Source organism: Scandinavium goeteborgense (assembly GCF_003935895.2).
Lineage (GTDB): Bacteria > Pseudomonadota > Gammaproteobacteria > Enterobacterales > Enterobacteriaceae > Scandinavium > Scandinavium goeteborgense.
This window is the reverse complement of record NZ_CP054058.1, coordinates 3,252,836-3,276,418: the sequence shown is the minus strand read 5'-3', so window position 1 is coordinate 3,276,418 and position 23,583 is coordinate 3,252,836. Positions and strand designations below refer to the sequence as shown.

24 protein-coding genes are annotated in these 23,583 nt (G+C 59.8%); 14 read left to right on the top strand and 10 right to left on the bottom strand.

Annotation, left to right across the window (positions count from 1 at the left end; genetic code table 11):
• Positions 1–4: 4 nt before the first annotated feature.
• From fepC to fepD, 3 genes are read right to left on the bottom strand one after another with little or no spacing between them, the layout of a single operon-like run.
• On the bottom strand, positions 5–799 hold the full coding sequence (gene fepC, locus A8O29_RS16630; RefSeq protein WP_125353035.1) for an iron-enterobactin ABC transporter ATP-binding protein: 795 nt from the start codon (positions 797–799) through the stop codon (positions 5–7).
• Positions 796–1,788: an iron-enterobactin ABC transporter permease gene (gene fepG, locus A8O29_RS16625; protein ID WP_125353036.1), complete on the bottom strand. Its 993-nt coding sequence runs from the start codon at positions 1,786–1,788 to the stop codon at positions 796–798. The genes fepC and fepG overlap by 4 nt, the downstream gene beginning before the upstream one ends.
• Positions 1,785–2,795, bottom strand: a complete 1,011-nt coding sequence (gene fepD, locus A8O29_RS16620) for a Fe(3+)-siderophore ABC transporter permease (RefSeq protein WP_125353038.1) — start codon at positions 2,793–2,795, stop codon at positions 1,785–1,787. Before fepD ends, fepG begins: the two co-directional genes overlap by 4 nt.
• A 111-nt stretch (positions 2,796–2,906) precedes the next feature.
• Here fepD and entS point away from each other — a divergent pair, with 111 nt between their 5' ends.
• The gene (entS, locus tag A8O29_RS16615) at positions 2,907–4,142 is read left to right on the top strand and encodes an enterobactin transporter EntS (protein WP_125353040.1); all 1,236 of its coding nucleotides are present in this window, start codon (positions 2,907–2,909) and stop codon (positions 4,140–4,142) included.
• 328 nt (positions 4,143–4,470) lie between these two features.
• Here entS and fepB read toward each other — a convergent pair whose 3' ends face one another.
• A complete protein-coding gene (fepB, locus tag A8O29_RS16610; RefSeq protein ID WP_125352768.1) occupies positions 4,471–5,430 on the bottom strand; it encodes a Fe2+-enterobactin ABC transporter substrate-binding protein in 960 nt (319 codons plus the stop codon).
• Positions 5,431–5,605: 175 nt separating this feature from the next.
• Between fepB and entC the strand changes: the two genes are divergently transcribed.
• The 7 genes from entC to A8O29_RS16575 all read left to right on the top strand — a co-directional run bounded on the left by entC (position 5,606) and on the right by A8O29_RS16575 (position 13,150).
• Entirely contained in the window at positions 5,606–6,781 is a 1,176-nt protein-coding gene (entC, locus tag A8O29_RS16605) for an isochorismate synthase EntC (RefSeq protein ID WP_174081379.1), read from the top strand.
• A gap of 9 nt (positions 6,782–6,790) precedes the next feature.
• Entirely contained in the window at positions 6,791–8,401 is a 1,611-nt protein-coding gene (gene entE / locus A8O29_RS16600; RefSeq protein ID WP_125352766.1) for a (2,3-dihydroxybenzoyl)adenylate synthase EntE, read from the top strand.
• 11 nt (positions 8,402–8,412) lie between these two features.
• Positions 8,413–9,264 carry an isochorismatase gene (locus A8O29_RS16595; RefSeq protein WP_125352764.1) on the top strand — a complete coding sequence of 284 codons (852 nt, stop codon included), beginning with the start codon at positions 8,413–8,415 and terminating at the stop codon, positions 9,262–9,264.
• Positions 9,264–10,019 carry a 2,3-dihydro-2,3-dihydroxybenzoate dehydrogenase EntA gene (entA, locus tag A8O29_RS16590; RefSeq protein WP_125352762.1) on the top strand — a complete coding sequence of 252 codons (756 nt, stop codon included), beginning with the start codon at positions 9,264–9,266 and terminating at the stop codon, positions 10,017–10,019. The genes A8O29_RS16595 and entA overlap by 1 nt, the downstream gene beginning before the upstream one ends.
• Positions 10,019–10,432 (top strand): proofreading thioesterase EntH, encoded by a 414-nt coding sequence (gene entH / locus A8O29_RS16585; RefSeq protein WP_125352760.1) that lies wholly within the window; start codon positions 10,019–10,021, stop codon positions 10,430–10,432. Before entA ends, entH begins: the two co-directional genes overlap by 1 nt.
• Positions 10,433–10,698: 266 nt before the next feature.
• The gene (cstA, locus tag A8O29_RS16580) at positions 10,699–12,804 is read left to right on the top strand and encodes a pyruvate/proton symporter CstA (RefSeq protein WP_174081378.1); all 2,106 of its coding nucleotides are present in this window, start codon (positions 10,699–10,701) and stop codon (positions 12,802–12,804) included.
• A gap of 148 nt (positions 12,805–12,952) precedes the next feature.
• Complete coding sequence (locus tag A8O29_RS16575; protein WP_110511097.1) at positions 12,953–13,150, top strand: YbdD/YjiX family protein; 198 nt, start codon at positions 12,953–12,955, stop codon at positions 13,148–13,150.
• Between the two features lie 2 nt (positions 13,151–13,152).
• Here A8O29_RS16575 and A8O29_RS16570 read toward each other — a convergent pair whose 3' ends face one another.
• Positions 13,153–13,896, bottom strand: coding sequence for a 3-oxoacyl-ACP reductase family protein (locus A8O29_RS16570; protein WP_174081377.1), 744 nt, complete (start codon positions 13,894–13,896; stop codon positions 13,153–13,155).
• Between the two features lie 177 nt (positions 13,897–14,073).
• On the opposite strand from A8O29_RS16570, the gene A8O29_RS16565 reads away from it, so the two are divergent.
• The 3 genes from A8O29_RS16565 to A8O29_RS16555 are packed head-to-tail and all read left to right on the top strand — an operon-like array spanning position 14,074 to position 17,690.
• Complete coding sequence (locus tag A8O29_RS16565; RefSeq protein ID WP_174081376.1) at positions 14,074–15,576, top strand: sugar ABC transporter ATP-binding protein; 1,503 nt, start codon at positions 14,074–14,076, stop codon at positions 15,574–15,576.
• Positions 15,573–16,571 (top strand): ABC transporter permease, encoded by a 999-nt coding sequence (locus A8O29_RS16560; protein WP_159464309.1) that lies wholly within the window; start codon positions 15,573–15,575, stop codon positions 16,569–16,571. The genes A8O29_RS16565 and A8O29_RS16560 overlap by 4 nt, the downstream gene beginning before the upstream one ends.
• A gap of 51 nt (positions 16,572–16,622) precedes the next feature.
• Positions 16,623–17,690 carry a sugar ABC transporter substrate-binding protein gene (locus A8O29_RS16555; RefSeq protein ID WP_174081375.1) on the top strand — a complete coding sequence of 356 codons (1,068 nt, stop codon included), beginning with the start codon at positions 16,623–16,625 and terminating at the stop codon, positions 17,688–17,690.
• 53 nt (positions 17,691–17,743) lie between these two features.
• Here A8O29_RS16555 and mtnK read toward each other — a convergent pair whose 3' ends face one another.
• Positions 17,744–18,943, bottom strand: a complete 1,200-nt coding sequence (gene mtnK / locus A8O29_RS16550) for an S-methyl-5-thioribose kinase (RefSeq protein WP_174081374.1) — start codon at positions 18,941–18,943, stop codon at positions 17,744–17,746.
• Between the two features lie 119 nt (positions 18,944–19,062).
• Here mtnK and mtnA point away from each other — a divergent pair, with 119 nt between their 5' ends.
• Complete coding sequence (gene mtnA, locus A8O29_RS16545) at positions 19,063–20,079, top strand: S-methyl-5-thioribose-1-phosphate isomerase (RefSeq protein ID WP_174081373.1); 1,017 nt, start codon at positions 19,063–19,065, stop codon at positions 20,077–20,079.
• A 41-nt stretch (positions 20,080–20,120) separates the two neighbouring features.
• On the top strand, positions 20,121–20,591 hold the full coding sequence (locus tag A8O29_RS16540) for an SRPBCC family protein (RefSeq protein WP_174081372.1): 471 nt from the start codon (positions 20,121–20,123) through the stop codon (positions 20,589–20,591).
• Between the two features lie 198 nt (positions 20,592–20,789).
• Here A8O29_RS16540 and A8O29_RS16535 read toward each other — a convergent pair whose 3' ends face one another.
• Positions 20,790–21,101, bottom strand: a complete 312-nt coding sequence (locus tag A8O29_RS16535; protein ID WP_125355995.1) for a helix-turn-helix domain-containing protein — start codon at positions 21,099–21,101, stop codon at positions 20,790–20,792.
• 106 nt (positions 21,102–21,207) lie between these two features.
• On the opposite strand from A8O29_RS16535, the gene A8O29_RS16530 reads away from it, so the two are divergent.
• Positions 21,208–21,453 (top strand): helix-turn-helix transcriptional regulator, encoded by a 246-nt coding sequence (locus tag A8O29_RS16530; RefSeq protein WP_125355993.1) that lies wholly within the window; start codon positions 21,208–21,210, stop codon positions 21,451–21,453.
• Between the two features lie 188 nt (positions 21,454–21,641).
• Here the strand turns inward: A8O29_RS16530 and A8O29_RS16525 are convergent, their stop codons facing one another.
• The 3 genes from A8O29_RS16525 to A8O29_RS16515 are packed head-to-tail and all read right to left on the bottom strand — an operon-like array spanning position 21,642 to position 23,481.
• On the bottom strand, positions 21,642–22,184 hold the full coding sequence (locus A8O29_RS16525; RefSeq protein WP_125355660.1) for a 1,2-dihydroxy-3-keto-5-methylthiopentene dioxygenase: 543 nt from the start codon (positions 22,182–22,184) through the stop codon (positions 21,642–21,644).
• Positions 22,181–22,870, bottom strand: a complete 690-nt coding sequence (gene mtnC, locus A8O29_RS16520; RefSeq protein WP_125355662.1) for an acireductone synthase — start codon at positions 22,868–22,870, stop codon at positions 22,181–22,183. The genes A8O29_RS16525 and mtnC overlap by 4 nt, the downstream gene beginning before the upstream one ends.
• Positions 22,867–23,481 (bottom strand): methylthioribulose 1-phosphate dehydratase, encoded by a 615-nt coding sequence (locus tag A8O29_RS16515; RefSeq protein ID WP_125355664.1) that lies wholly within the window; start codon positions 23,479–23,481, stop codon positions 22,867–22,869. The genes mtnC and A8O29_RS16515 overlap by 4 nt, the downstream gene beginning before the upstream one ends.
• Positions 23,482–23,583 lie beyond the last annotated feature (102 nt).

The following is a 23,583-nucleotide window of genomic DNA, read 5'->3' as shown; positions in this document are numbered from 1 at the left end:
GGGATTACCGCTTTCCCAACGGCACTACCAGCGGCGTACCTGCCACCGGGTCTTCAATAATCAGACACCGCAGCCCGTAAATCCGCTCAATCAGCTCTGCGGTCACAATCTCTTTCGGCGCCCCCTCGGCGACAATCTGCCCGTCGCGCAGGGCAATCAAATGCGTGGCGTAGCGACACGCCTGGTTGAGGTCGTGCAGCACCGCCGCCAGCGTATACCCGCGCTCGCGGTTAAGCTCGCTCAGCAGTTCCAGCAGATCAATTTGATGGCTGATATCCAGCCAGGTCGTCGGCTCGTCAAGCAGCATGATCGCCGTTTCCTGCGCCAGCACCATCGCAATCCACGCCCGCTGACGCTGGCCGCCCGACAGCGTATCCACGCTCTGATTCGCCAGCTCCACCATGCCGGTGGCCTGCATCGCGCGGTTTACCGCGTCGTCGTCTTCCTTGCGCCAGCGGGTAAACAGCGGCTGATGCGGATAACGCCCGCGCGCCACCAGTTCTTGCACCGTAATGTCTCCCGGCGTGGTGGCGTTTTGTGCCAGCAGGCCGATACGCCGCGCCACGTCTTTGCTGGCGAAACGCTGGATCTGCTCGCCGTCGAGAAAAACCTGGCCGTGCTGCGGCGTCATCAGGCGGCTCAGTGTGCGCAACAGCGTCGATTTTCCGCAGCCGTTGGGGCCAATGATCGCCGTGAAATGACCGTCGGGAATGGCGACGTTCAGCCCCTCGGCAATCACTTTTTTGCCGTAACTCAGCGTCAGTTCTTCGCCGCGCAGGCGGGCGGTGGAAGCGGTCATTTTTTACGGGACTCCTGAATAAGCAAGGCGATGAGGTACAGGCCGCCGAGGCTGACGGTCACCACGCCAACCGGCAACTGGTAAGGCATAAACAGCCGCTGTGCGCCGAAATCGGCAAGCGTCAGCAGCAGCGCGCCGCACAACGCCGACTGGGTCAAACCCCAGCGCGCGGTGCCGCTGATGCGTCGCGCAATGTGCGGGGCCACCAGCGCAATAAAGGAAATCGGCCCCGCCAGTGCGGTGGCGGCGGCGGTCAGCACCACCGCGACCAGCATCATCAATAAGCGTGAGCGCTCAACCCGCACGCCCAGTGCGCAGGCACTGTCGTCGCCCATTTCCAGCAGCCGCATCCGGCGTACCAGCAGGGCGGCAAACACCAGCATCACCAGCAAAATGGGTGACGCGGGAAAAATTTTGGCCCACGTCAGGCCGTTGAGCGACCCGGCAAACCACAATCCGGCAGACTGCGCGGTTTCCAGAGAGGCCTTCAGCAGCAGCCAGGTGTTGAACGCCATCAGCATCGCCCGGATGCCAATGCCGATAATGATCAGCCGGAAGGTATCAATGCCGTTGCGCCACGCCAGCAGCCAGACCAGCAACGACGTGACAATCCCGCCCGCCATCGCCGCGAAAACAATCGCCGTCTGATGCTGACCCAACAGCACCATCGCCACCAGCACGCCGCTCCAGGCCCCGGTGTTAAAGCCCATCACGTCCGGGCTGCCGAGCGGGTTGCGCATCAACGACTGGAAAATTGCGCCGCTGACGCCCAGAGCCGCGCCGACCAGCAGTGCCATCAGCACCCTTGGCAAACGCCATTCGGTGACGACCATCGTCACGTTGCGCGGCGCGTCGCCGAACAGGGCGGCGATGACCTGACTGACATCCAGCGTGACCACGCCGCTGCGCAGGCTCCAGAGGCTGATCGCCAGGCTGGCCACAATCAGCAGCCCAACGCTCACAACCAGACGGCGGGAAGGGGCCATCATGCGACACCTCCGCGCGATGGCTGACGGCGCACCAGCCAGATAAGCATCGGCGCCCCGATAAAGGCGCTCACCACCGACACGCGCAGTTCACCCGGCACCAGCAGGCGGCCAATAATATCGGCAAACAGCAGCAGGGCAGGCGTTGCGAGCAGCGTGACCGGCAGCGACCAGCGATGATCGCCCCCGACCAGCCAGCGCGAAATATGCGGCACCATCAGGCCGATAAACGCAATCGGTCCCACCAACGCGGTGGCGCTGCCGCTCAGGACGGTGATCACCAGCAGGCCAATAATTTGGGTGCGCGCCACTTTATTGCCGAGCGCGGTGGCGGTGTCCGCCCCGAGGCTCAGGCTGTTCAGCGAACGGCTTAAACCGAGCGCCACGGCGGCGGCGATCACCACCGGCCCCAGCACCACTTTCAGCGTCTCGAGGGAGCGAATATCCAGCGAACCGGCCTGCCAGAAACGCAGCTGATCGTAGACATCGGGATTGAGCAGCGCGATGCCGTTCGACAGGCCTTCCAGCACCGCGCCCAGCGCAACGCCCGCCAGCGTCAGACGCACCGGGCTAAGCTGGCCGCCGCCCTGACTGCCAGTGAACGCCACCAGCAGCGAGGCAATCAGCGCCCCGCAAAAGGCGAGGAGCAGCTGTTCCTGCGGCAGGGTGAACCCGAACAGCGCGGCACCGAGCACAATCGCAAAGCTGGCTCCAGCGTTCACGCCGAGGATGCCGGGGTCGGCGAGGGGGTTACGGGTGAGGGTTTGCATCAGCGCGCCCGCGAGGCCGAGCGCGCCGCCCGCTAACAGACCGGCAAGGGTGCGCGGTAAACGGGCATCGAGAACAATGGTGCAGTCGGCGCTTTGACAACTGCCGGACAGGGCGTCGAACACCACATTCAGTGGCAGCGGCTTAGCGCCAATCAGCAGGCTGAGCGCGGCGGCGACGACAAGCAGAATGAGTAATCCGGGCACGGCGACGGTGCGCAGCGCGGCGGGAGAAAACGACATAGCAACGTCCATGATATGATAATGATAGTAATTATCGTTCTCGATCTTATTCGCCTATGTTAGCATGTGCGGCCCCGGAAATGGTACCGAAAGTTCGTTGAAGGTCCTGTCATGCAAAGACAATCCTGGCTGCTAAATCTCAGCCTGCTCAAGACACATCCGGCGTTTCGCGCCGTCTTTATCGCCCGTTTTATCTCCATTCTTTCTCTTGGCCTGCTCGGCGTTGCCGTGCCGGTACAAATCCAGTCGCTGACCCATTCCACCTGGCACGTCGGGCTGGCGGTGACGCTCACCGGCGGGGCGATGTTTATCGGCCTGATGCTCGGCGGCGTGCTGGCTGATCGCTATGAGCGCAAAAAGCTGATCCTGCTGGCGCGCGGCACCTGCGGCATTGGCTTTCTCGGTCTGTGGCTGAACGCGATGTTGCCAGAGCCTTCGCTGCTGGCGATTTATCTGCTCGGCATTTGGGACGGGCTGTTTGCCTCGATTGGCGTGACCGCGCTGTTGGCGGCGACGCCTGCGCTGGTCGGGCGTGAAAACCTGATGCAGGCGGGAGCGATTACGATGCTCACCGTGCGCCTCGGTTCGGTGATTTCGCCAATGGTCGGCGGGCTACTGCTGGCGAGCGGCGGTTTCTCCTGGAACTACTTGCTGGCGGCACTTGGGACCTTTATCACCACCCTGACATTGCTGCGCCTGCCGCAATTGCCACCCCCGCCGCAGCCGCGCGAGCATCCGCTGAAATCCCTGATGGCCGGGCTACGATTCCTGTTTAACAGCCCGCTGATTGGCGGCATCGCGCTGCTCGGCGCGCTGCTAACCATGGCCAGTGCGGTGCGCGTGCTATACCCGGCGCTGGCGATGAGCTGGCAGATGTCGGCGGCGCAAATCGGTGTGCTGTATGCGGCGATCCCGCTTGGCGCGGCGTTTGGCGCGCTGACCAGCGGCAATTTGGCGCGCAGCGAAAAGCCGGGGCAAATCATGTTGCTCACCACGGTAGGCGCGTTTGTGGCGATTGGGATGTTCAGCCTGATGCCGGTGTGGGCGCTGGGCGCGCTGTGTCTGGCGCTGTTTGGCTGGCTGAGCGCCATCAGTTCGCTGCTGCAATACACCCTGATTCAGACGCAAACCCCGGAAGCGATGCTCGGGCGCATTAACGGCCTGTGGACGGCGCAGAACGTTACTGGCGATGCCATCGGCGCGGCGATTTTAGGTGGTTTCGGCGCGATGCTCACCCCGGTCGCGGCGGCATCCGCCAGCGGATGGGCATTGGCGATTGTCGGCGTGATATTGGTGTTGTTGCTCGGCGAGTTGCGCCGCTTCCGGCAGGAAACGGCCACGGTTTAGTGCGGTGGAATGTGCCCGGCGGCGCAAGCTTGCCGGGCCTACATGGCACATTCCGTAGGCCCGGCAAGCTTGCGCCGCCACCGGGCAATGCGTTCAGCCAAACACGCCATGTAGGCCCGGTAAGGCAAGGCCGCCACCGGGCAATGCGGTCAGCCAAACACGCCATGTAGGCCCGGTAAGGCAGCGCCGCCCCCGGGCAATGCGGTCAGCCAAACACGGCATGTAGGCCCGGTAAGGCAACGCCGCCACCGGGCAATGTGGTCAGCCAAACACGTCATGTAGGCCGGTAAGGCAGCGCCGCCACCGGGCAATGTGCGCCGCAATGTCATCAGCCAAACAACGTTTCGAAGCGCTGCAACACCCGCATCGCGCTGTAATAATCGAGGCGGAACGTTTCGGTGCCGAGGGCATACACCCGCTTGTTCTGCACGGCGGAGAGGTGCGACAGCAGCGGATTCGCTTCAATCGCGTCGGTATCTTTCTGATCCCCGGCAAACACAAACAGCGACTGACCGTTCAGGCCTTCCGCCAGATTTTCCCCACCGAGCTGAATAATGTCATGACGTTTGCCCTGACTCTGGCTGGTGTGCAGCCCGGCGGGCAGCGGCGCGAGGGTGAAGCCCAACTGTTGCAGCAACTTGCCCTGCGCGGACTCCGGGGTCCACAGGTTGGCGCTGTGCGCGGCGGCGGTGTACACCAGCGCGCTGACCGGCTGCGGCGGCAGTTTCATCTGCTGCTTGAGCGTCGCCAACTGCTTATCAAATTCCGCGATGCGTTCGGCGGCCTGTTTTTCCTGCCCGGTGATGGCCCCTAGCTGAGTCAGCAAACCCTGCCAGCTCTGGTCGTCGTAGTTGATGATAAGCGTCGGGGCGATGGTCGACAGCTGGTCGTACAGCGCCAGCGCAGAATCCCCGCCGGTGGCGCTGATCAGGATTAAATCTGGCATCTGCGCGGCAACCGCTTCGGCGTTGGGCTCCCCGATATACAGCCGGGCGAGCTTACGCTGTTTCGCCACGTCGCCCCATTGACGCAGAAAACCCTGCTCGTCGGCCACGCGGTTGTTCGGCGTGGTCGCCCCGCTGGCGACTACCGGTGCGTCAATCGCCAACAGTGAGCCGGTGAGAGTCACGCTGGTGGAGACAATGCGCAGCGGTTTGTGTTCCAGCGTATGCGCGCCGCGGCTGTCGGTGACCTGACGTGGCCAGTCTGCCGCCAGGGCTGAGGTTAATCCTAAAAGGCAAAGCCCGGAAAACAGCAGGGTGTTACGGAAGAAAACGGGGAATTTCACGACGTCAAAGTCCTGTTCTGTTGATGTTAATGAATCTCATTTTCACTTCAGTGTGCCACAGATGCAAGTCGGATGATCAGTCTGACGTTGACAATGGGACGTTTTACTTTTAGCTTACCGGACCAAAATATAAATGATAATTATTCGTAATATCTTTATCGTTTTGGAGGATGATATGGAAACGTCACTGGCTGAGGCCGGGCAGGAAGTCGCACCAACGCTGTCACCTGATAGCTTCTTTTTTATGTCGCCGTACCGCAGTTTCACCACCTCCGGCTGTTTTCGTCGTATCGAACAGCCCGTGGAAGGCGGTGAAGATCTGACGGGCGCGTTCCAGCGCACCCTCGCCAGCGCGTTTGCTGACGCCAAAATGGCCGGGATCGCCCGCCCGATGTTGGTCGGTGCCATTCCGTTTGATACCACGCAGCCTTCCGCGCTGTTCATTCCTCAACGCAGCGACGCGTTTTCCCGCACCGCCAAACAGCACTCCGCGCCGTACGCCGCCAGCATCAAACCGATGCAAGTTCAGGCACGTCAGGAAATTCCTGAGCAGGATCTGTTTATGGCAATGGTGGCGAGCGCTGCGGAGCTGACCGCCACGCCGAAAGTCGACAAAGTGGTGCTGTCACGTCTGATTGAACTGACCACCGACGTGAATGTGGACACCGGCGCGCTGCTGGAACGCCTGATTGCGCAGAACCCGGCGAGCTTCAACTTCCACGTGCCGCTACCCGACGGCGGCGTGTTGCTGGGCGCGAGCCCGGAACTGCTGCTGCGCAAAGAGGGCTCGCATTTCAGCTCGCTGCCGCTGGCGGGTTCTGCCCGTCGTCAGCCGGATAACGTGCTCGACCGGGAGGCGGGCAACCGTCTGCTGGCCTCGCAGAAAGATCGTCACGAGCACGATTTAGTGACCCAGGCGATGAAGAATGTTCTGATGCCGCGCAGTGAAATGCTGTCGCTGCCGTCCTCCCCGCAGCTGATCACCACCCCGACGCTGTGGCATCTGGCGACGCCGATTGAAGGCGAAGCGAAAGCCGATGAAAACGCGCTGTCGCTGGCCTGTTTGCTGCATCCAACCCCGGCGCTGAGCGGCTTCCCGCATGACGTTGCCAAACAATTGATCGCCGAACTGGAGCCGTTCGAGCGCGAGCTGTTCGGCGGGATCGTCGGCTGGTGCGACGCCGAAGGCAACGGCGAATGGGTGGTCACCATCCGCTGTGCGAAAGTGCGCGCCAACCACATTCGCCTGTTTGCCGGCGCGGGCATCGTGCCTGCCTCTTCGCCGCTCGGCGAATGGCGCGAAACCGGCGTCAAACTCACCACCATGCTGAACGTGTTTGGCCTCAATTAAGGATTGATAATGAGTGTTGCATTTACGCCCTGGCCGGACGATTTAGCGGCCCGTTATCGCCAGAAGGGCTACTGGCAGGATCGACCGCTGACCGACTTTCTGACGCGTCACGCAGACAGCGACAGCGTGGCGGTGATCGACGGCGATCGTCGTTTTAGCTATCGAGAACTCAACGTGCAGGTGGATAACCTCGCGTCGTCGTTGCAGCGTCAGGGGCTGAAAACGGGCGATACCGCGCTGGTGCAGCTGGGCAACGTGGCAGAATTTTATGTCACCTTTTTCGCTTTACTGCGCATCGGCGTGGCCCCGGTGAATGCGCTGTTCAGCCATCAGCGTAGCGAACTGCAGGCCTATGCCGCGCAAATCGAACCGGCGATGTTGATTGCCGATCGCCAGCATGCGCTGTTTACCGACGACGTGTTTCTCAACGCCTTCGTCGATGAGCACCGTTCCGTACGCGTCGTTTTGCTGCGTAACGACGACGGCGAACACAGCCTGGCGGCGGCGATTGCGCATCCGGCTGATAATTTCGTGGCGACGCCGACTGGCGCAGGGGAAGTGGCTTTCTTCCAGCTGTCCGGCGGCAGCACCGGGACGCCGAAGCTGATCCCGCGCACTCACAACGACTACGCCTACAGCATTCGCCGCAGCAATGAGATTTGCCGCTTTGACCACAACACGCGCTACCTGTGTGCGCTGCCTGCGGCGCATAACTACGCCTTGAGTTCCCCCGGCGCGCTCGGCGTTTTCCTCGCTCAGGGCTGCGTGATTCTGGCGACGGACCCAAGCGCCACGCTCTGTTTCCCGCTGATTGAACAGCATCAGATTACCGTCGCGGCGCTGGTGCCTCCGGCGGTGAGCCTGTGGCTCCAGGCGATTCACGACGACAACAGCCAGGCGCAGTTAGCTTCCCTGACGCTGCTGCAAGTGGGCGGCGCGCGTTTGTCCGCCACGCTGGCGGCGCGGATCCCGGCGGAAATTGGCTGCCAGTTGCAGCAGGTCTTTGGCATGGCAGAAGGGCTGGTGAACTACACCCGCCTCGACGATTCACCGGAACGCATCATCCACACCCAGGGCTGCCCGATGTCGCCCGACGACGAAGTGTGGGTGGCCGATGCCGACGGCAATCCGTTGCCGCGCGGTGAAGTGGGACGGCTGATGACTCGCGGGCCGTACACCTTCCGCGGCTATTACAAAAGCCCCGAGCACAACGCCAGTGCCTTTGACGCCAATGGATTTTACGGCTCCGGCGATCTGATTTCGATCGACGAGCACGGCTACATCACGGTGCAGGGGCGCGAGAAAGATCAGATCAACCGTGGGGGCGAGAAGATCGCCGCTGAAGAGGTCGAAAACCTGCTGCTGCGCCACGACGAGGTGATTCATGCGGCGCTGGTCAGCATGGAAGACAGCCTGCTCGGCGAAAAAAGCTGTGCGTATCTGGTCACCAAAACGCCGTTGCGGGCGGTCGCGGTACGCCGCTTCCTGCGCGAACAGGGCGTCGCAGAATTCAAACTGCCGGACCGCGTGGAATGCGTGGATGCACTGCCGCTGACGCCGGTCGGGAAAGTCGATAAAAAACAATTACGTCAGTGGATTGCGAACCGCGCCCTGGCCTGAAGGAGAAGAGTATGGCAATTCCAAAACTGCAGGCCTACGCACTGCCCACCGCCGCTGATATTCCGGCCAACAAAGTGGACTGGGCCTTTGAGCCTGCCCGCGCGGCGCTGCTGATCCACGATATGCAGGAGTATTTCCTCAATTTTTGGGGTGAAAACAGCGCGATGATGGAAACCGTGGTGGCGAACATTAAAGCCCTTCGCGACTTTGCCAAAAAGCACAACATTCCGGTCTATTACACCGCCCAGCCGAAAGAGCAGAGCGACGAAGACCGTGCGTTGCTGAACGACATGTGGGGGCCAGGTCTGACCCGCTCGCCGGAGCAACAGCGCGTGATTGCCGCCCTGGCACCGGACGAAGCCGATACCGTGCTGGTGAAATGGCGCTACAGCGCGTTCCACCGTTCGCCGCTGGAAGAGATGCTGAAGGAGACCGAGCGTAATCAACTGATTATCACCGGCGTTTACGCGCACATCGGCTGCATGACCACTGCCACCGACGCGTTTATGCGTGACATCAAACCGTTCTTTGTTGCCGATGCGCTGGCGGATTTCAGCCGCGAAGAGCATTTGATGTCGCTGAAATACGTCGCGGGTCGTTCCGGTCGCGTAGTGATGACCGAAGAACTGCTGCCACTGCCAGCGTCAAAAGAGGCGCTGCGGGCAATTATTCTGCCGCTGCTGGATGAATCCGACGAGCCGCTGGATGACGAAAACCTGATTGATTACGGTCTGGATTCGGTCCGGATGATGGCCCTGGCGGCGCGCTGGCGCAAAGTTCACGCTGACATCGACTTTGTGATGTTAGCCAAGAACCCGACGATTGATGCCTGGTGGGCGCTGCTGTCCCGCGAGGTGCAGTGATGGCCGGATTCGATTTTCACGGCAAAACCGTCTGGGTAACCGGGGCGGGCAAAGGCATTGGCTACGCCACCGCGCGGGCGTTTGTCGAGGCGGGCGCAGAGGTGACTGGGTTTGATCTGGCATTTGACCAGGCCGACTATCCGTTCGCCACGGTGAAAATGGACGTGGCGGACCCGCAGCAGGTGATGCTGGTTTGTGCGCCGCTGCTGCACGATCTGGCGCGTCTCGACGTGCTGGTCAATGCCGCCGGGATTTTGCGCATGGGTGCCACGGATACCCTGAGCCAGGCCGACTGGCAGCAGACGTTTGCGGTTAACGTTGGCGGCGCGTTCAACCTGTTCCAGCAGACGATGGCGACGTTTCGTCAGCAGCAGGGCGGCGCGATTGTCACCGTCGCATCGGATGCCGCGCACACGCCGCGCATCGGCATGAGCGCGTACGGCGCGTCGAAAGCGGCGCTGAAAAGCCTCGCGCTGACCGTCGGGCTGGAGCTTTCGGCCAGCGGCGTGCGCTGTAATCTGGTTTCACCGGGGTCGACCGACACCGATATGCAGCGCACGCTGTGGGTCAGTGACGACGCTGAGCAGCAGCGTATTCGCGGTTTCGGCGAGCAGTTTAAGCTCGGCATTCCGCTGGGCAAAATTGCGCGCCCGCAGGAAATAGCCAGCACCATTCTGTTCCTCGCCTCGGATAGCGCCAGCCACATCACGTTGCAGGATATCGTGGTGGATGGCGGCTCGACGCTGGGGGCGTGATGATCTGGATTCGACATCTATCGCTTGAAGAGTTGAACGCCACCAGTGCGGCGACGATGGTGGCGCATCTGGGCATCGTGTATACCCGGCTTGGCGACGACACGCTGGAGGCCGAAATGCCGGTGGATACGCGGACGCATCAGCCGTTTGGCCTGCTGCACGGCGGCGCATCGGCCGCGCTGGCGGAAACGCTGGGGTCGATGGCGGGGTATCTGATGACCCGTGAAGGCCAGTGCGTGGTGGGAATGGAGCTGAACGCCACCCATCACCGGGCGGTATCGCAAGGGAAAGTGCGCGGCGTGTGCCAGCCGCTGCATCTCGGTAAGCAGACCCAAAGTTGGGAGATTGTGGTTTTCAACGAGCAAGGGCGGCGCTGCTGTACGTGTCGGCTGAGTACGATGGTACTGGGGTAGTTTTGTTCTTGTGCGGGCTGATGCCCTCTCCCTAACCTTCTCCCACAGGGAGAGGGGACTGTACAGTGGGAGAGGGCAGGGGAGAGAGGGGGAAACCACTCGCCACCGCCAAAACCCCGCCCGCCACCAGACAGTGATCCGCTTAACAATGTCATGTAAATCCCTCGCCTCATCTCCCTTTTCCTCGGTTATCAGGTTGTTAAATCCGGAAGGGGTGTTATAGATACAAAATGTAACATCTTCCCCCTCACTGACGGAATTAGACCATGAACAACCCAGGGAAATACCTGATATGGGCCGTTCTCTCGATCGTGGGAGCCTTCGCCCTTGGCTATATTGCGCTCAATCGTGGTGAACAGATAAATGCCTTATGGATTGTCGTGGCGGCAGTCTGTGTTTATCTCATCGCCTACCGTTTTTACGGCCTGTTCATCGCTAAAAAAGTGCTGGCGGTGGACCCGACGCGGATGACGCCAGCTGTGCGCCATAATGACGGGCTCGACTACGTTCCGACCGACAAAAAAGTGCTGTTCGGTCACCATTTTGCGGCGATTGCCGGCGCGGGGCCGTTGGTCGGCCCGGTGCTGGCGGCGCAAATGGGCTATCTGCCGGGGATGATCTGGATCCTGGCGGGCGTGGTGCTCGCCGGGGCGGTGCAGGACTTTATGGTGCTGTTTGTCTCCACCCGTCGCGACGGGCGTTCGCTCGGCGAGCTGGTGAAAGAGGAAATGGGTGCCACCGCGGGCGTTATCGCGCTGATCGCCACCTTTATGATTATGGTCATCATCCTCGCGGTGCTGGCGATGATCGTGGTGAAAGCCCTGACCCACAGCCCGTGGGGAACGTACACCGTGGCCTTCACCATTCCGCTGGCGATTTTCATGGGGATCTACATTCGCTATCTGCGCCCCGGTCGCATTGGCGAAGTGTCGGTGATGGGTCTGGTCATGCTGGTGTTCGCTATTATCTCGGGCGGCTGGGTCGCGGCGAGCCCGACGTGGGCACCGTGGTTTGATTTCACCGGCGTGCAGTTGACCTGGATGCTGGTGGGTTACGGTTTCGTGGCGGCGGTACTGCCGGTGTGGCTGCTGCTGGCTCCGCGTGATTACCTGTCAACCTTCCTGAAAATCGGCACCATACTTGGCCTGGCTGTGGGCATTCTGATCCTGCGTCCGACGCTGACCATGCCTGCGCTGACTAAATTTATCGACGGCACCGGCCCGGTCTGGACCGGCAGCCTGTTCCCGTTCCTGTTTATCACTATCGCCTGCGGGGCGGTATCGGGTTTCCATGCCCTGATTGCCTCCGGGACTACGCCGAAGATGCTGGCGAATGAAGGCCAGGCCTGCTTTATCGGCTACGGCGGGATGCTGATGGAATCCTTCGTGGCGATCATGGCGCTGGTGGCGGCCTGTATTATCGACCCGGGCGTTTACTTCGCGATGAACAGCCCGATGGCGGTGCTGGCTCCGGCGGGAACCACCGACGTGGTGGCGTCTGCCGCGCAGGTGGTCAGCAGTTGGGGCTTTGTGGTCACGCCGGATACGCTCACGCAGATTGCAAAAGAAGTCGGCGAGCAGTCGATTATTTCCCGCGCGGGCGGGGCACCGACGCTGGCAGTCGGCATGGCGTACATCCTGCACGGGTCGCTGGGCGGGCTGATGGACGTCTCATTCTGGTATCACTTTGCGATTTTGTTTGAAGCGCTGTTTATTCTGACGGCGGTCGATGCCGGTACGCGCGCGGCCCGCTTTATGTTGCAGGACCTGCTCGGCGTTATCAGCCCGAACCTGAAACGCACCGATTCGCTGCCCGCGAACCTGCTGGCAACGGCGCTGTGCGTGCTGGCCTGGGGCTACTTCCTGCATCAGGGCGTGGTCGATCCGTTAGGCGGCATTAACACCCTGTGGCCGCTGTTTGGCATCGCCAACCAGATGCTGGCCGGAATGGCGCTGATGCTGTGTGCGGTGGTGTTGTTCAAAATGAAACGTCAGCGTTACGCCTGGGTGGCCCTGGTGCCGACCGCGTGGCTGCTGATTTGTACCCTGGCGGCGGGCTGGCAGAAAGCGTTTAGCGCGGATACCAAAGTCGGTTTCCTCGCCATTGCTAACAAATTCCAGGCGATGATCGACAGCGGTAAGATCCCGGCGCAGTACACCGAGTCTCAGCTGTCGCAGTTGGTGTTCAATAACCGGCTCGATGCCGGGCTGACTATCTTCTTTATGGTGGTGGTCGTGGTGCTGGCGCTCTATTCGCTGAAAACCGCGCTGGCGGCGCTGAAGGAAGACAAGCCGACCGCCAAAGAGACGCCGTACGAGCGGATGCCTGAAGATGTAGAGCAGATTGTGGCGCAGGCGAAGAGCGCGCATTAAGTTGGGTTGCCCCTCACCCCGGCCCTCTCCCACGGGGAGAGGGAGAAAAACGCTACCCTCTGCACCGCAGGAGAGGGAGAAAAGAATATTCCCTCTCCCTGAGGGAGAGGGTTAGGGAGACGGGGAAAAAAACGCAGAGGAGTTTTCTATGTTCGACACACTATCAAAAGCCGGAAAATACCTCGGCCAGGCGGCCAAAATGATGATTGGCGTGCCTGACTACGATAACTACGTCGCGCATGTGCGCCTGACCCATCCGGATCAGACGCCCATGACCTACGAAGAGTTTTTCCGTGAACGCCAGGATGCACGCTACGGCGGGAAAGGCGGCGCGAAGTGCTGTTAGCGTCAGGCGTTCAGACCCCCATCAACGTCCAGGCCAGTGCCGGTGATTTGTCCGGCGGCGGGGCTGACGAGGAACGTGACGGCGGCGGCGATATCTTCCGGTTTACCGTAATGGCCAATCGCAATTTGCTGGCGCTGGCCCTCGGCCTGTTCGCCGTCGGCCGGGTTCATGTCGCTGTCGGTTGGGCCGGGATGCACCAGATTGACGGTGATGCCTTTCGGGCCTAAATCACGGGCCAGTCCACGGGTGAACGAGTTCAGCGCCGATTTACTCATCGCATAGACCGAGATGCCGCCAAACGACACACGGTTCGCCAGACAACTGCCGATATTAATGATTCGTCCACCCTGACCCAGATGGGCCAGCGCGGCCTGAGTCGCAATCACCACCCCGCGAATGTTCACCCCAATCACCGCATCAATATCCTCCAGCGACATGGATTCCAGTGGGCCGTCGCGGGCTATCCCGGCGTTATTGACCAGAATATCCAGCCCACCCAAGGTTTCCGCTGACTCATTCACCGCCTGCACGATGGCCTGTGCATTGCTGCTGTCTGCCTGAATCGCATGGCCTTTACGGCCCAGCGCGCGGATCTCTTCCGCCACCGCCTGCGCCTTGTCGGCTGATTTTTCGTAAGTGATAACCACGTCAGCGCCCGCTTGTGCCAGTGAAAGCGCAATTGCACGCCCAAGCCCGCGGCTGGCACCCGTCACCAGCGCGCGTTTACCTGTCAGAGAGATATGCATAGTTGCCCCAGATGTTGTGATGAGTCTTCGGATGAGAACCCTCATTAGGTATAGCGCTCGCTCAGCCCAGCGACCAGATTAATATCACTGTTGCTCATTTGTTATTGATCTGTGTATTATCGTTAGCCTGAAATATGTCTAGGTGTCTGGATGGCTAATTATAGGGGTTTGCAGCGAATGGTAGATAATCGCCTCGAGATGCGCGACATCAGCCTGGCCTTTTCCGGTTTCAAAGCTCTGACGCAGGTGACCTTTACCCTCACCGGCGGGTCGGTGCACGCCCTGACAGGGGCCAACGGCGCAGGCAAGTCGACGCTGATGGCGGTGCTGTGCGGCACGTACGATCACTATGAGGGCGAGATCCTGCTCGACAATCAGCCGGTGAATATTCGCTCGCCGCGCGATGCCAAAAAAACCGGTATTCATCTGGTGCAGCAGGAAGTGGACGTGGCGCTGGTGCCGGGCCTGTCGGTGGCCGAGAACATCATGCTCGACCATCTGGCCGGGCCGGGATACCGCTTCAGCTGGCGGCAGGTGCGTCAGCAGGCGAAAGCGGCCCTGGCGCAGCTCGACGTGCAACTCGATGTGAAGCGCCCCATCGACAGCTGTTCTCTGGCGGAGAAACAGCAAATTTTGCTGGCGCGCGCGCTGTCGCACCACTGCCGTTTTCTGATCCTCGACGAGCCGACCGCCCCGCTCGACAGCCACGAAAGCGAGCGCCTGTTTACGGTGGTCAGACGCCTGCAACAGCAGGGCATTGGCGTGGTGTTTATCTCTCACCGCATTCACGAATTAAAAGCCATTTGCGACACCCTGACGGTGCTGCGCGACGGGCGCTTAATCGAAAGTGGGCCGATGGCAGCGCTGACCGGTGAGCAGATTGTCGAAAAAATGTTGGGCCACGAGCTGACCGATATTTTCCCCCCGGCGCGCCCGGCCTACAGCGACGACGTGGTGTTGCAGGTCGATGGGCTACACGACGAACACCTGTTGCAGGACATCTCTTTGCGGCTGCGCAAAGGCGAAATTTTGGGCATCGCCGGGCTGGCGGGGGCCGGAAAAACCGAACTGTGCAAGGCGCTGTTTGGTGCCAGTAAAAGCCGCGTTGATCGTGCTGAGCTGAACGGGCAGCCGTGGCGGCCACGTGACCCGGCAGATTCGGTGCTACGCGGGCTGGCACTGGTGCCGGAAGAGCGGCGCAAAGAGGGCATTTTCATCGATGAGTCGATCGGCATGAATCTGGCGGTGGGGGCCGATAACAGCTTTTCCCGCTGGAGCCTGTTCGGGCATCGAAAAGCCTGGCGCTGGGCGGAAGAAGTCATCGCCCGCATCGGCATTCGCACCACCGGCCCGTCGCAGACGCTGCGCAGGTTGTCGGGCGGTAATCAGCAAAAAGTGGCGATTGGCAAATGGCTGCGCGGCAATGCCAATGTACTGATTTTTGACGAGCCGACCAAAGGCGTGGACGTCAAAGCCAAAACCGATTTGTTCAACCTGATTGACGGCCTGGCCCGCGAAGGCAAAGGCGTGATTTACGCCTCCGGCGAATTTGCGGAGCTGGTCGGCTTATGCGACCGGATCTGCGTGCTGTGGGACGGACGCATTGTGGCAGAAGTGGCGGGCGCTGAGGCCCGCGAAGAAACCCTACTTTATTACTCCACCGGAGGAGCGGCGTCGTGAGCAAGGCCCTGACAGTTAAAGCGACGGCATCGGGCCGTCAGCAGTTTTTCGATTTTCTCTATAAGTGGGGCATGTTGCTGACCGTGGTGGCGCTGGTGGCGATTTTTGGCCTCGCGTCGGATAACTTCCTCGATCCGTTCAACATCATCAACATCCTGCGTTCGATTGCCATCGTGACGGTGATTGCCGTCGGTGTGTCAATTTCACTCACCGTCGGCGGCTTTGATTTGTCCGTCGGTTCGACCGCGTCGCTGGCAAATGCGCTGGTGATTTCGCTGTTCGTCTGGCACGGCTTCGGCACCACCGAAGCGATTGTGGTCACGCTGCTGCTGTGCACCCTGGTGGGGCTGTTTAACGCCTTTTTAATTGTCATTCTGCGTATTCCCGACATGCTCGCGACACTCGCCAGTTTGTTCGTGGTGCAGGGCGTGGCGGCGACCTACAGCTTCGGCGGCTCGATAACCGAAAACATGGTACTGCCGAGCGGCGATATGGCGGAAGGCACGATCCCGGCGGCGTTTGGCCTGCTCGGTCAGGTGCCGACCATTGTGATTATCATGCTGGTGGTCACGGTGGTGGCGCAGCTGGTGCTCTCGCTGACCACCCACGGGCGGCGGATGTACGCGATTGGCGGCAACCCGGAAGCGGCGCGCCTGTCGGGGCTTCGCACCACGCGTTACAAAGTGGCGGCGTACGTGATTGCCTCGCTGCTCGCCGGACTGGGCGGCATTCTGCTGGCGTCGCGCATCGGCTCGTCGCAGGTGAACGCGGGCAGCGGCTACCTGATGGATGCGGTCGCGGCTGCGTGGATTGGCTTCTCGCTGGCAGGATCGGGTAAACCCAACGCGCTCGGCACGTTAGTGGGGGCGGTGATTCTTGGCGTGCTGTCGAACGGGCTGGTGATGCTGTCGGTACCGTACTACGCGATGGACATCATCAAAGGTCTGGTGCTGGCAGGCGCGCTGGCTCTGACCTATTTCCAGCGCCGGACATAACGCTTCGCACATAACAACAACTCAGACATAACAACAATCAGGGTAAACAAAATGAAAAAAATCACGCTGTCACTCATCGCGCTCGGGTTGCTCAATTCCGTTGCCGCCTATGCTGAAACGCCAACCCCGGTTCCGGCGGCGATCGCCAACCACAGCGGCCCGATTCGTATCGCGATTGTGCGTAACCTCGGTTCGGACGACAACACCACGCAGTTCGTTTCCGGTGCTATTCAGGAAGGCAAAAAGCTCGGATTCAAAGTCAGCACTTTTCTGAGCAACGGCGACGACGCCAAATTCCAGGACTTCGTCAACCAGGCCATCAGCCAGAAATATGACGGGATCATCCTGTCGCAGGGCCGTGACCCGTACTCCACCGAACTGGTGAAAAAAGCAGTTGATGCGGGCATCAAAGTGGCGGTGTTCGACACCGCGGTAAAAGGCGAAATCCCGGGCGTGACCGTCACCCAGCAGGATGACGGCTCGCTGACCGATCTCTCTTTCGGCCAGTTGGTGAAGGACTTCAATGGCAAAGCCAACATCATCAAGCTGTGGGTCGCCGGATTCCCGCCGATGGAACGCCGCCAGACGCGTTACCAGACGCTGCTGAAGCAGAACCCGGGCATTCACGAACTGGAGTCTATCGGGGCGGTTTCTTCTGATGTGCAGGGTGACACCGCCAATAAAGTCGGCGCAGTGCTGGCGAAGTATCCGAAAGGCAAAATCGACGCTATCTGGGGCACCTGGGATGCGTTCAGCCAGGGCGCGTATAAGGCGCTGAAAGAGAACGGTCGCACCGAAATTAAACTCTATAGCATCGACGTTTCCAACCAGGATTTACAGCTGATGCGTGAGGCGAACAGCCCGTGGAAAGTGAGTGTGGCGGTGGACCCGAAACTGATTGGTGCCACCAACGTGCGCCTGATTGCCAATAAAATCGCCGGCGAGCCAACGCCTGCGACCTATGATTTCAAAGCGGCGGCGATCCCGCAGGCGCTGCTGGCAGCGCAGCCGGGCGCGGTGAACGTGGCAAGCCTGGGCAAAATCGTCCCAAGCTGGGGCCAGACCGAAGATTTCGTCGCACCGTGGTTTGCTACGCTGGAAGCGAAGAATAAGCCGTAAATTAAACCAGGGGATGTGTTTCCCCTCATCCTAAAGGGGGTGAGGGGAAATGCTTAACTGTACTGCCGAACTCGCGCAATCAGCTCATCTGCACTGTCAATCCTATCCGCCAACACAATCAGCGCGCGCCCCAGCAAAATCGCATGGCGTAAACACGCATGGCGCATGGTGTCGTCTTTGATGGTCTCGATATCCGCCACGTGAGACAACCCGACGCTGCGGCGAATCAGTTCAGTGCCGCAGAAACCCACTGCGTCGTGCCACACCTTTTTCAGAAACTCGCTCGCATAACCCGGGTAAGCCAGCGCGGCATCCTGGGTTTTTTCCGTCGCCAGCGCCTGGAAATGTTCGGCAAAGGTGTTCCACAGCTCCTGAATATCGGCCAGACGCTGCTCGCGTCCGGCGGCGGCATCGCGAATGCCTAGCTGGCCTGGCAAGCCGCAGTAGTTCAGCAGCAGGTTGCCCACCGCCGTGCCGATGTCAAAACCGATCGGACCGAAATAACCAAACTCTGCGTCGATCGCCTTCAGACTGCCGTCGGCGACAAAAATCGACCCGCTGTGAATATCGCCGTGCAGCAGCGCTTCCGCTTGTGAGAAGAAGCGGTGCTTGAGCGAAGCCACCGCCAGTTTCAGCTGGGCATCAGCGCGCAGGGCGACCACATCGGCTTCAATCTCTGCCGGATAATTATTGCGCTCGTGCACCTGATACGGGTCGTTGAAAAACAGATCTTCCGTAATCTCGCACATTTCCGGGTTGATGAAATTCGCTACCTGGGCCTTTTTCTGATGCGGATGCAGGTAGAAATCGCTGGTGTGGAACAGCGTTCGCGCCAGGTAGCGCCCGAGTTGCTGCGCCGCCTGCGGGTAGTATGCGCCCTGAATCAGCTCGCCGCGCCAGATGCGATGGTCGGATAAATCTTCCATCACCATCACCGCCAGTTCGGCGTCGAAATGGTGGATTTTCACCGTGTGTTCCGGGGCGTGCTGGTAATGCTCGACCAGCGTCTGTGCTTCGAGGCGAGCGCGATCCAACGTCAATGGCCAGGATTCGCCCACGCAGCGTACGTAGGGTAGCGCCTGTTTGACGATCACGCGGCTTACACCGTGGGTGTCGAAGATTTTAAACACCAGGTTGAGATTGCCGTCGCCGACCTCCTGCGCTGAAACCAGCTCGGACGGGTCGTCGAGGCCGCCAAATTGTTGCGCATAAGCCACGGCATCGTGGGCTGTGAAGGTATGGTATTGCGACATTGCCTCGATCCTCATGTTCTCGTGATGAGATAACCAGAAATAAAGCCATTCAGACGTCTATACATCTGGATTTCATCCTGACACAATGTGATACAACAACGCAACAGGGATTTAACGATATGCAGACATTACAGACCACCAGCCTGTGGGTGCGCGACAATCAGCTGTTTATTCTGGATCAGCAGGCGCTACCGCAGGCTTCACGCTGGCTGGACGCCAACAGCGTAGAGGCGCTGGTCGGCCATATTCATGCCTTGCGAGTGCGCGGTGCGCCGTTGATTGGTCTTTCCGCCAGCCTGTTGCTGGCGCTGTTGGCGGAGTGCGGCCTGAACCGTGATGCGCTGCTCAATGCGCTGGAAACTCTGCGCGCGTCGCGCCCGACGGCGGTCAACCTGATGAACAATCTCGACCGCATGAAGCTGGCGCTGGCGCAGGAAGATTTCGTTCCGGGGCTGGTGGCAGAAGCGCTGCGGCTGATTGAGGAAGACAAACAGCTTTGCGAGCGCATCGCCATTGCGGGCAGCCAGCTGGTGAAACCCGGCAGCCGTCTGCTGACGCATTGTAATACCGGCGGGCTGGCGACCGCGGGCGTGGGAACGGCGCTGGGCGTGATTAATTTTGCTCATCAGCAGGGCAACGTCGCGAACGTCTGGGTCGATGAAACGCGTCCGCTGTTGCAGGGCGGGCGACTCACCGCGTGGGAACTGGGCGAACTGGGCGTGCCGTATCAGCTGATTACCGATTCGATGGCGGCCAGTCTGATGGCGAAAGGGCAGGTCGATGCCGTTTGGGTAGGGGCGGATCGCATCGCCGCCAACGGCGACGTGGCAAACAAAATCGGCACCTATTCGCTGGCGGTACTAGCCAAATTCCACGGTATTCCGTTCTATGTCGCTGCCCCGCAGACCACGCTTGATCCGAACTGTGCGAACGGTGAAGCCATCCCGATTGAGCAGCGCGCGGCGGCGGAAGTCACCGGCGTGGCGGGCAGTTTCGGCGAAGTGCAGTGGGCGCCTGAAAATGCCCGCGTGTATAACCCGGCGTTCGACGTCACTCCCGCGGCGTTAATCAGCGGCTGGGTGCTGGACATCGGCGTGGTCACGCCAGAAGAGGTGGCAGCGGGGAAATTTGCCTGAGTCGTCTATCTTTAAGGGGTTCCCTTAAAGAGGTGATTATCGTGACGATTGACCCGAATACTGACCTGAAACTGGAGCGCGTGGTGGATGCGCCACGCGACCTGCTGTGGACCTGCTGGACCACGCCGGAGCACATCAAAAACTTCTTTATTCCCGTGCCGCATAAGGTGGTCGAATGTGAAATTGACCTGCGCGTCGGCGGGCGTTTTAACACCATTTTTGACGTCGGCGGCCAGCAGATGCACAACCATGGCGTGTATCTGGAGATCGACCCGGGTAAAAAACTGGTCTTTACCGATGGTTATACCGAAGGCTGGAAACCGGCTGAAAACCCATTCATGACTGCGATTTTGCTGCTGGAAGATGCGGGCGAGGGCAAAACGCGCTACACGGCGATTGCCCGGCATCCGACGGCGGAAATCCGTCAGCGCCATGAGCAGATGGGCTTTCATGAAGGCTGGGGGATCGTGCTGGATCAGCTGGTGGTGTATGTGAAGGGGTTGAGAGGTTAGCTACGGTGGAATCGTTCCGTTCACCCGATGTTCGGCAGGTTCTTCACCCCGTGGAGAACGTGAACGGGACAAGGGGAGCTATCGCGCACCCCTTGTCAATCCCCGCGACCCCGCACAAGAAATCGGTGCTTCGCACTGCCCGATCTTCCTGCCATCTGCCTGCGGCCGGCTCGACTCGACTTCCTGTCTCGTTTCGCCTCAGCCCGCCATCCCTGGCGGGCTGACCTTGTCATCTGGCCTACAGCCCGGCGATTTCAAGCGGGGACACAATCGGTGCCTAATTTGACTACGGTTTAGGTATTTTCCAGGTTTTGTAGGCCCGTGCATCTTTTCCGGGGAGGTATTCAACGCTTGAGCAATAATTGACTCTCCTTTCGGCCATGGGCGTGTGAGTGCATTTGCCAATGTTGACGACGATAGCCCAACCTCGCGAGACAAGGCGGCGAGGCTGGTTCCACGCTTCTTCAGTGCGGCGATGATATCGGCATTGTGCCAATTCCGATGGGACATCATGTTCTCCTTAAGTGGTGTTGTTATGCATTCAACCATCCCGTTTTGGGATAAAAACACAACAAGAGGATATTCGATTTCAGGATAATTGAACGGAATCGAACTTATGGCCTCGGTCTACTCAGATGAATATCAGCGTGTCATCAATGCGCTAAAGAAAGCACGAAAGGAAAATGGGATCACACAGGCACAGCTTGCCGAGGCGTTGGGCAAGCCTCAGTCATTTATCGCCAAAGTCGAAAGCGGCGAACGTCGGCTGGATGTAGTGGAGTTTGTGCATTTGGCGCGATTGGTAGGGATGGAGATAAAGGAAATAGTGCATTCATTAGCGTTAGGCAACGGTGCGGCCTGATGCCCTCTCCCCGACCCTCTCCCACGGGGAGAGGGAGAAAACCTAACCCCTCACCCCGGCCCTCTCCCACGGGGAGAGGGAGTAAACCTAACCCCTCACCTCGGCCCTCTCCCAGAGGGGCGAGGGGGAAAAGCGTGCCGTACAGTTCCCTCTCCATGAGGGAGAGGGTTAGGGAGAGGGGGAAAACGTTACGCCAGTGTCGGATACCCGCTCGCAATCTCACTACCGGTGAACTGCGCAATCCAGCCTTCGGGGTTATCGAAAATACGGATGGCGGTGAAGTTCGGCTCAGAACCCATATCAAACCAGTGCGGCGTACCCGCGGGCACCGAAATCAAATCGTTTTTCTCACACAGCACCTGATACACCTCCTCGCCGATATGCAGGCAGAACAGCCCCGCGCCTTCGACAAAGAAGCGCACTTCGTCTTCGCCGTGAGTATGTTCATTCAGGAACTTCGCCCGCAGCGCGTCTTTCTGCGGGTTATCGGCGCGCAGGCTGATCACATCCCAGCTCTGATAACCTTTTTCCTGTACCAGTTTGTCGATGGCGTGCTGATACGCATTAATCACCGTTTCCGGCGTCGGGTTGGCACCCAGATCCCGGTCGGCTTCCCAGCGCTCAAAGCGCACGCCTTTCGCGTTCAACTGCTGCTGAATGTCGTGGCCGTCGGTGCTGTGCCAGGTTGGTTCGCTGGCGTTTTTATCAGAGAAAATAGTCAGGGCGCTCATGAGGGAATTTGCTCCGGATGGATTTTATCGAAACGGGAAACCTGATGGTGGTGACTGGCGGTGTCGCCATCGCCACGAATTAACTGCACGGTACGAAAACCGGCCTGTGCGGCGGCGTCCAGCTCCTGATGAATATCGGAGAGGAACAGGATTTGCCCGGCCGACTGGCCAATCTGCTCCGCAATATTTTGGTAAGACTGCACTTCGCGTTTTGCACCGACGTGGGTATCAAAATACCCGCTGAACAGATGAGTAATATCACCTTCGTCGCTGTAACCAAATAACAGTTTTTGTGCCGCGACTGAGCCGGAGGAATAAACATACAGATCAATGCCTTCTGACTTCCACTTTTCCAGCGTCGGCAACACATCCGGGTAGAGATGGCCGGTAAAATCACCATTGATGTAGCCGTCGCGCCAGATCAGCCCTTGCAACGCTTTCAGCGCCGTGGATTTACGATCTTCATCCATAAACGCGAATAAGGTTTGTGTGAGTTCCTCTGCGGTGGCGTCCGGCTGGGCGATTTCTGCGCGCAGATTATCCAGAATTGATTTCACCGGCTCGGCGAACGGCTGCGCGCTGATAAACGCCGCCAGGCGCTCGCGCGCATAGGGAAACAGCACGTCATGGACGAAGCGAATATCGCTGGTGGTGCCTTCAATGTCGGTCACTATGGCGCGGATCATGGTTTCTCCAGTTGGTGCAAGCGCAGTTCGCATTCAAATAAAAATTCCAGCCCTTCGAGGTGACGACGCGCTTCTGCAACGTCGCGTCCCCAGCAGGTCAGGCCGTGGCCGCGCAGCAGAAAGCCGTAACTGAGCGGGCGCTCGGAAGCGTAATGTTCGATGCGGCGGGCGAGGGCGTCAATATCCTGGTCGTTATCAAACACCGGAATGGAGACGTCGTCGAGGTGGCTGCTTTGGCCGCGCAGGGATTTTTGCATTTCGTAGCCGTGAAGCACCAGCTCGGCGGATTTTTCGACCCGGGACAGCACCGTCGCATTCACCGTATGAACGTGCAGTACCGCGCCGGCTTCCGGGAACAGGCGATAAATCAGGGTATGAAGCCCGGTTTCCGCAGACGGCTTACGCCCGGACGGCGCCTGATTGGTGGCGATATCCACCTGCAAAAAATCGTCGCCAGTCAGGCTGCCTTTGTCTTTGCCGGACTCGCTCAGCCAGCACCGGTCGGCATCTTCGCGCACGGACATGTTTCCGCCGGTAGCGGGCGCCCAGCCTTTGGCGCCTATCCAGCGACAGGCGTCGACGAGCGCTTCGAGTTGCAGGTTTTCAGTCATCTTGCCGTTCTCCGGGCCGGTGAGGTTGGTGTTGTTTAGACGTCTAAGCGTCTTGATTGCCAAATACTAACATCGTGTTATAGTGTCAGCAACAACCGCATT

Excerpts from the sequence above, each read along its gene's own strand:
- entA (WP_125352762.1), top strand. The coding sequence starts at position 9,264 with ATGGCCGGATTCGATTTTCACGGCAAAACCGTCTGGGTAACCGGGGCG.
- A8O29_RS16515 (WP_125355664.1), bottom strand. The coding sequence starts at position 23,481 with ATGACTGAAAACCTGCAACTCGAAGCGCTCGTCGACGCCTGTCGCTGG.
- entE (WP_125352766.1), top strand. The coding sequence starts at position 6,791 with ATGAGTGTTGCATTTACGCCCTGGCCGGACGATTTAGCGGCCCGTTAT.
- entC (WP_174081379.1), top strand. The coding sequence starts at position 5,606 with ATGGAAACGTCACTGGCTGAGGCCGGGCAGGAAGTCGCACCAACGCTG.
- mtnC (WP_125355662.1), bottom strand. The coding sequence starts at position 22,870 with ATGATCCGCGCCATAGTGACCGACATTGAAGGCACCACCAGCGATATT.
- cstA (WP_174081378.1), top strand. The coding sequence starts at position 10,699 with ATGAACAACCCAGGGAAATACCTGATATGGGCCGTTCTCTCGATCGTG.
- A8O29_RS16595 (WP_125352764.1), top strand. The coding sequence starts at position 8,413 with ATGGCAATTCCAAAACTGCAGGCCTACGCACTGCCCACCGCCGCTGAT.
- A8O29_RS16575 (WP_110511097.1), top strand. The coding sequence starts at position 12,953 with ATGTTCGACACACTATCAAAAGCCGGAAAATACCTCGGCCAGGCGGCC.
- A8O29_RS16525 (WP_125355660.1), bottom strand. The coding sequence starts at position 22,184 with ATGAGCGCCCTGACTATTTTCTCTGATAAAAACGCCAGCGAACCAACC.
- fepG (WP_125353036.1), bottom strand. The coding sequence starts at position 1,788 with ATGATGGCCCCTTCCCGCCGTCTGGTTGTGAGCGTTGGGCTGCTGATT.
- A8O29_RS16530 (WP_125355993.1), top strand. The coding sequence starts at position 21,208 with ATGGCCTCGGTCTACTCAGATGAATATCAGCGTGTCATCAATGCGCTA.
- fepC (WP_125353035.1), bottom strand. The coding sequence starts at position 799 with ATGACCGCTTCCACCGCCCGCCTGCGCGGCGAAGAACTGACGCTGAGT.
- A8O29_RS16535 (WP_125355995.1), bottom strand. The coding sequence starts at position 21,101 with ATGTCCCATCGGAATTGGCACAATGCCGATATCATCGCCGCACTGAAG.
- mtnK (WP_174081374.1), bottom strand. The coding sequence starts at position 18,943 with ATGTCGCAATACCATACCTTCACAGCCCACGATGCCGTGGCTTATGCG.
- A8O29_RS16555 (WP_174081375.1), top strand. The coding sequence starts at position 16,623 with ATGAAAAAAATCACGCTGTCACTCATCGCGCTCGGGTTGCTCAATTCC.
- fepD (WP_125353038.1), bottom strand. The coding sequence starts at position 2,795 with ATGTCGTTTTCTCCCGCCGCGCTGCGCACCGTCGCCGTGCCCGGATTA.
- entS (WP_125353040.1), top strand. The coding sequence starts at position 2,907 with ATGCAAAGACAATCCTGGCTGCTAAATCTCAGCCTGCTCAAGACACAT.
- A8O29_RS16570 (WP_174081377.1), bottom strand. The coding sequence starts at position 13,896 with ATGCATATCTCTCTGACAGGTAAACGCGCGCTGGTGACGGGTGCCAGC.
- entH (WP_125352760.1), top strand. The coding sequence starts at position 10,019 with ATGATCTGGATTCGACATCTATCGCTTGAAGAGTTGAACGCCACCAGT.
- A8O29_RS16565 (WP_174081376.1), top strand. The coding sequence starts at position 14,074 with ATGGTAGATAATCGCCTCGAGATGCGCGACATCAGCCTGGCCTTTTCC.
- mtnA (WP_174081373.1), top strand. The coding sequence starts at position 19,063 with ATGCAGACATTACAGACCACCAGCCTGTGGGTGCGCGACAATCAGCTG.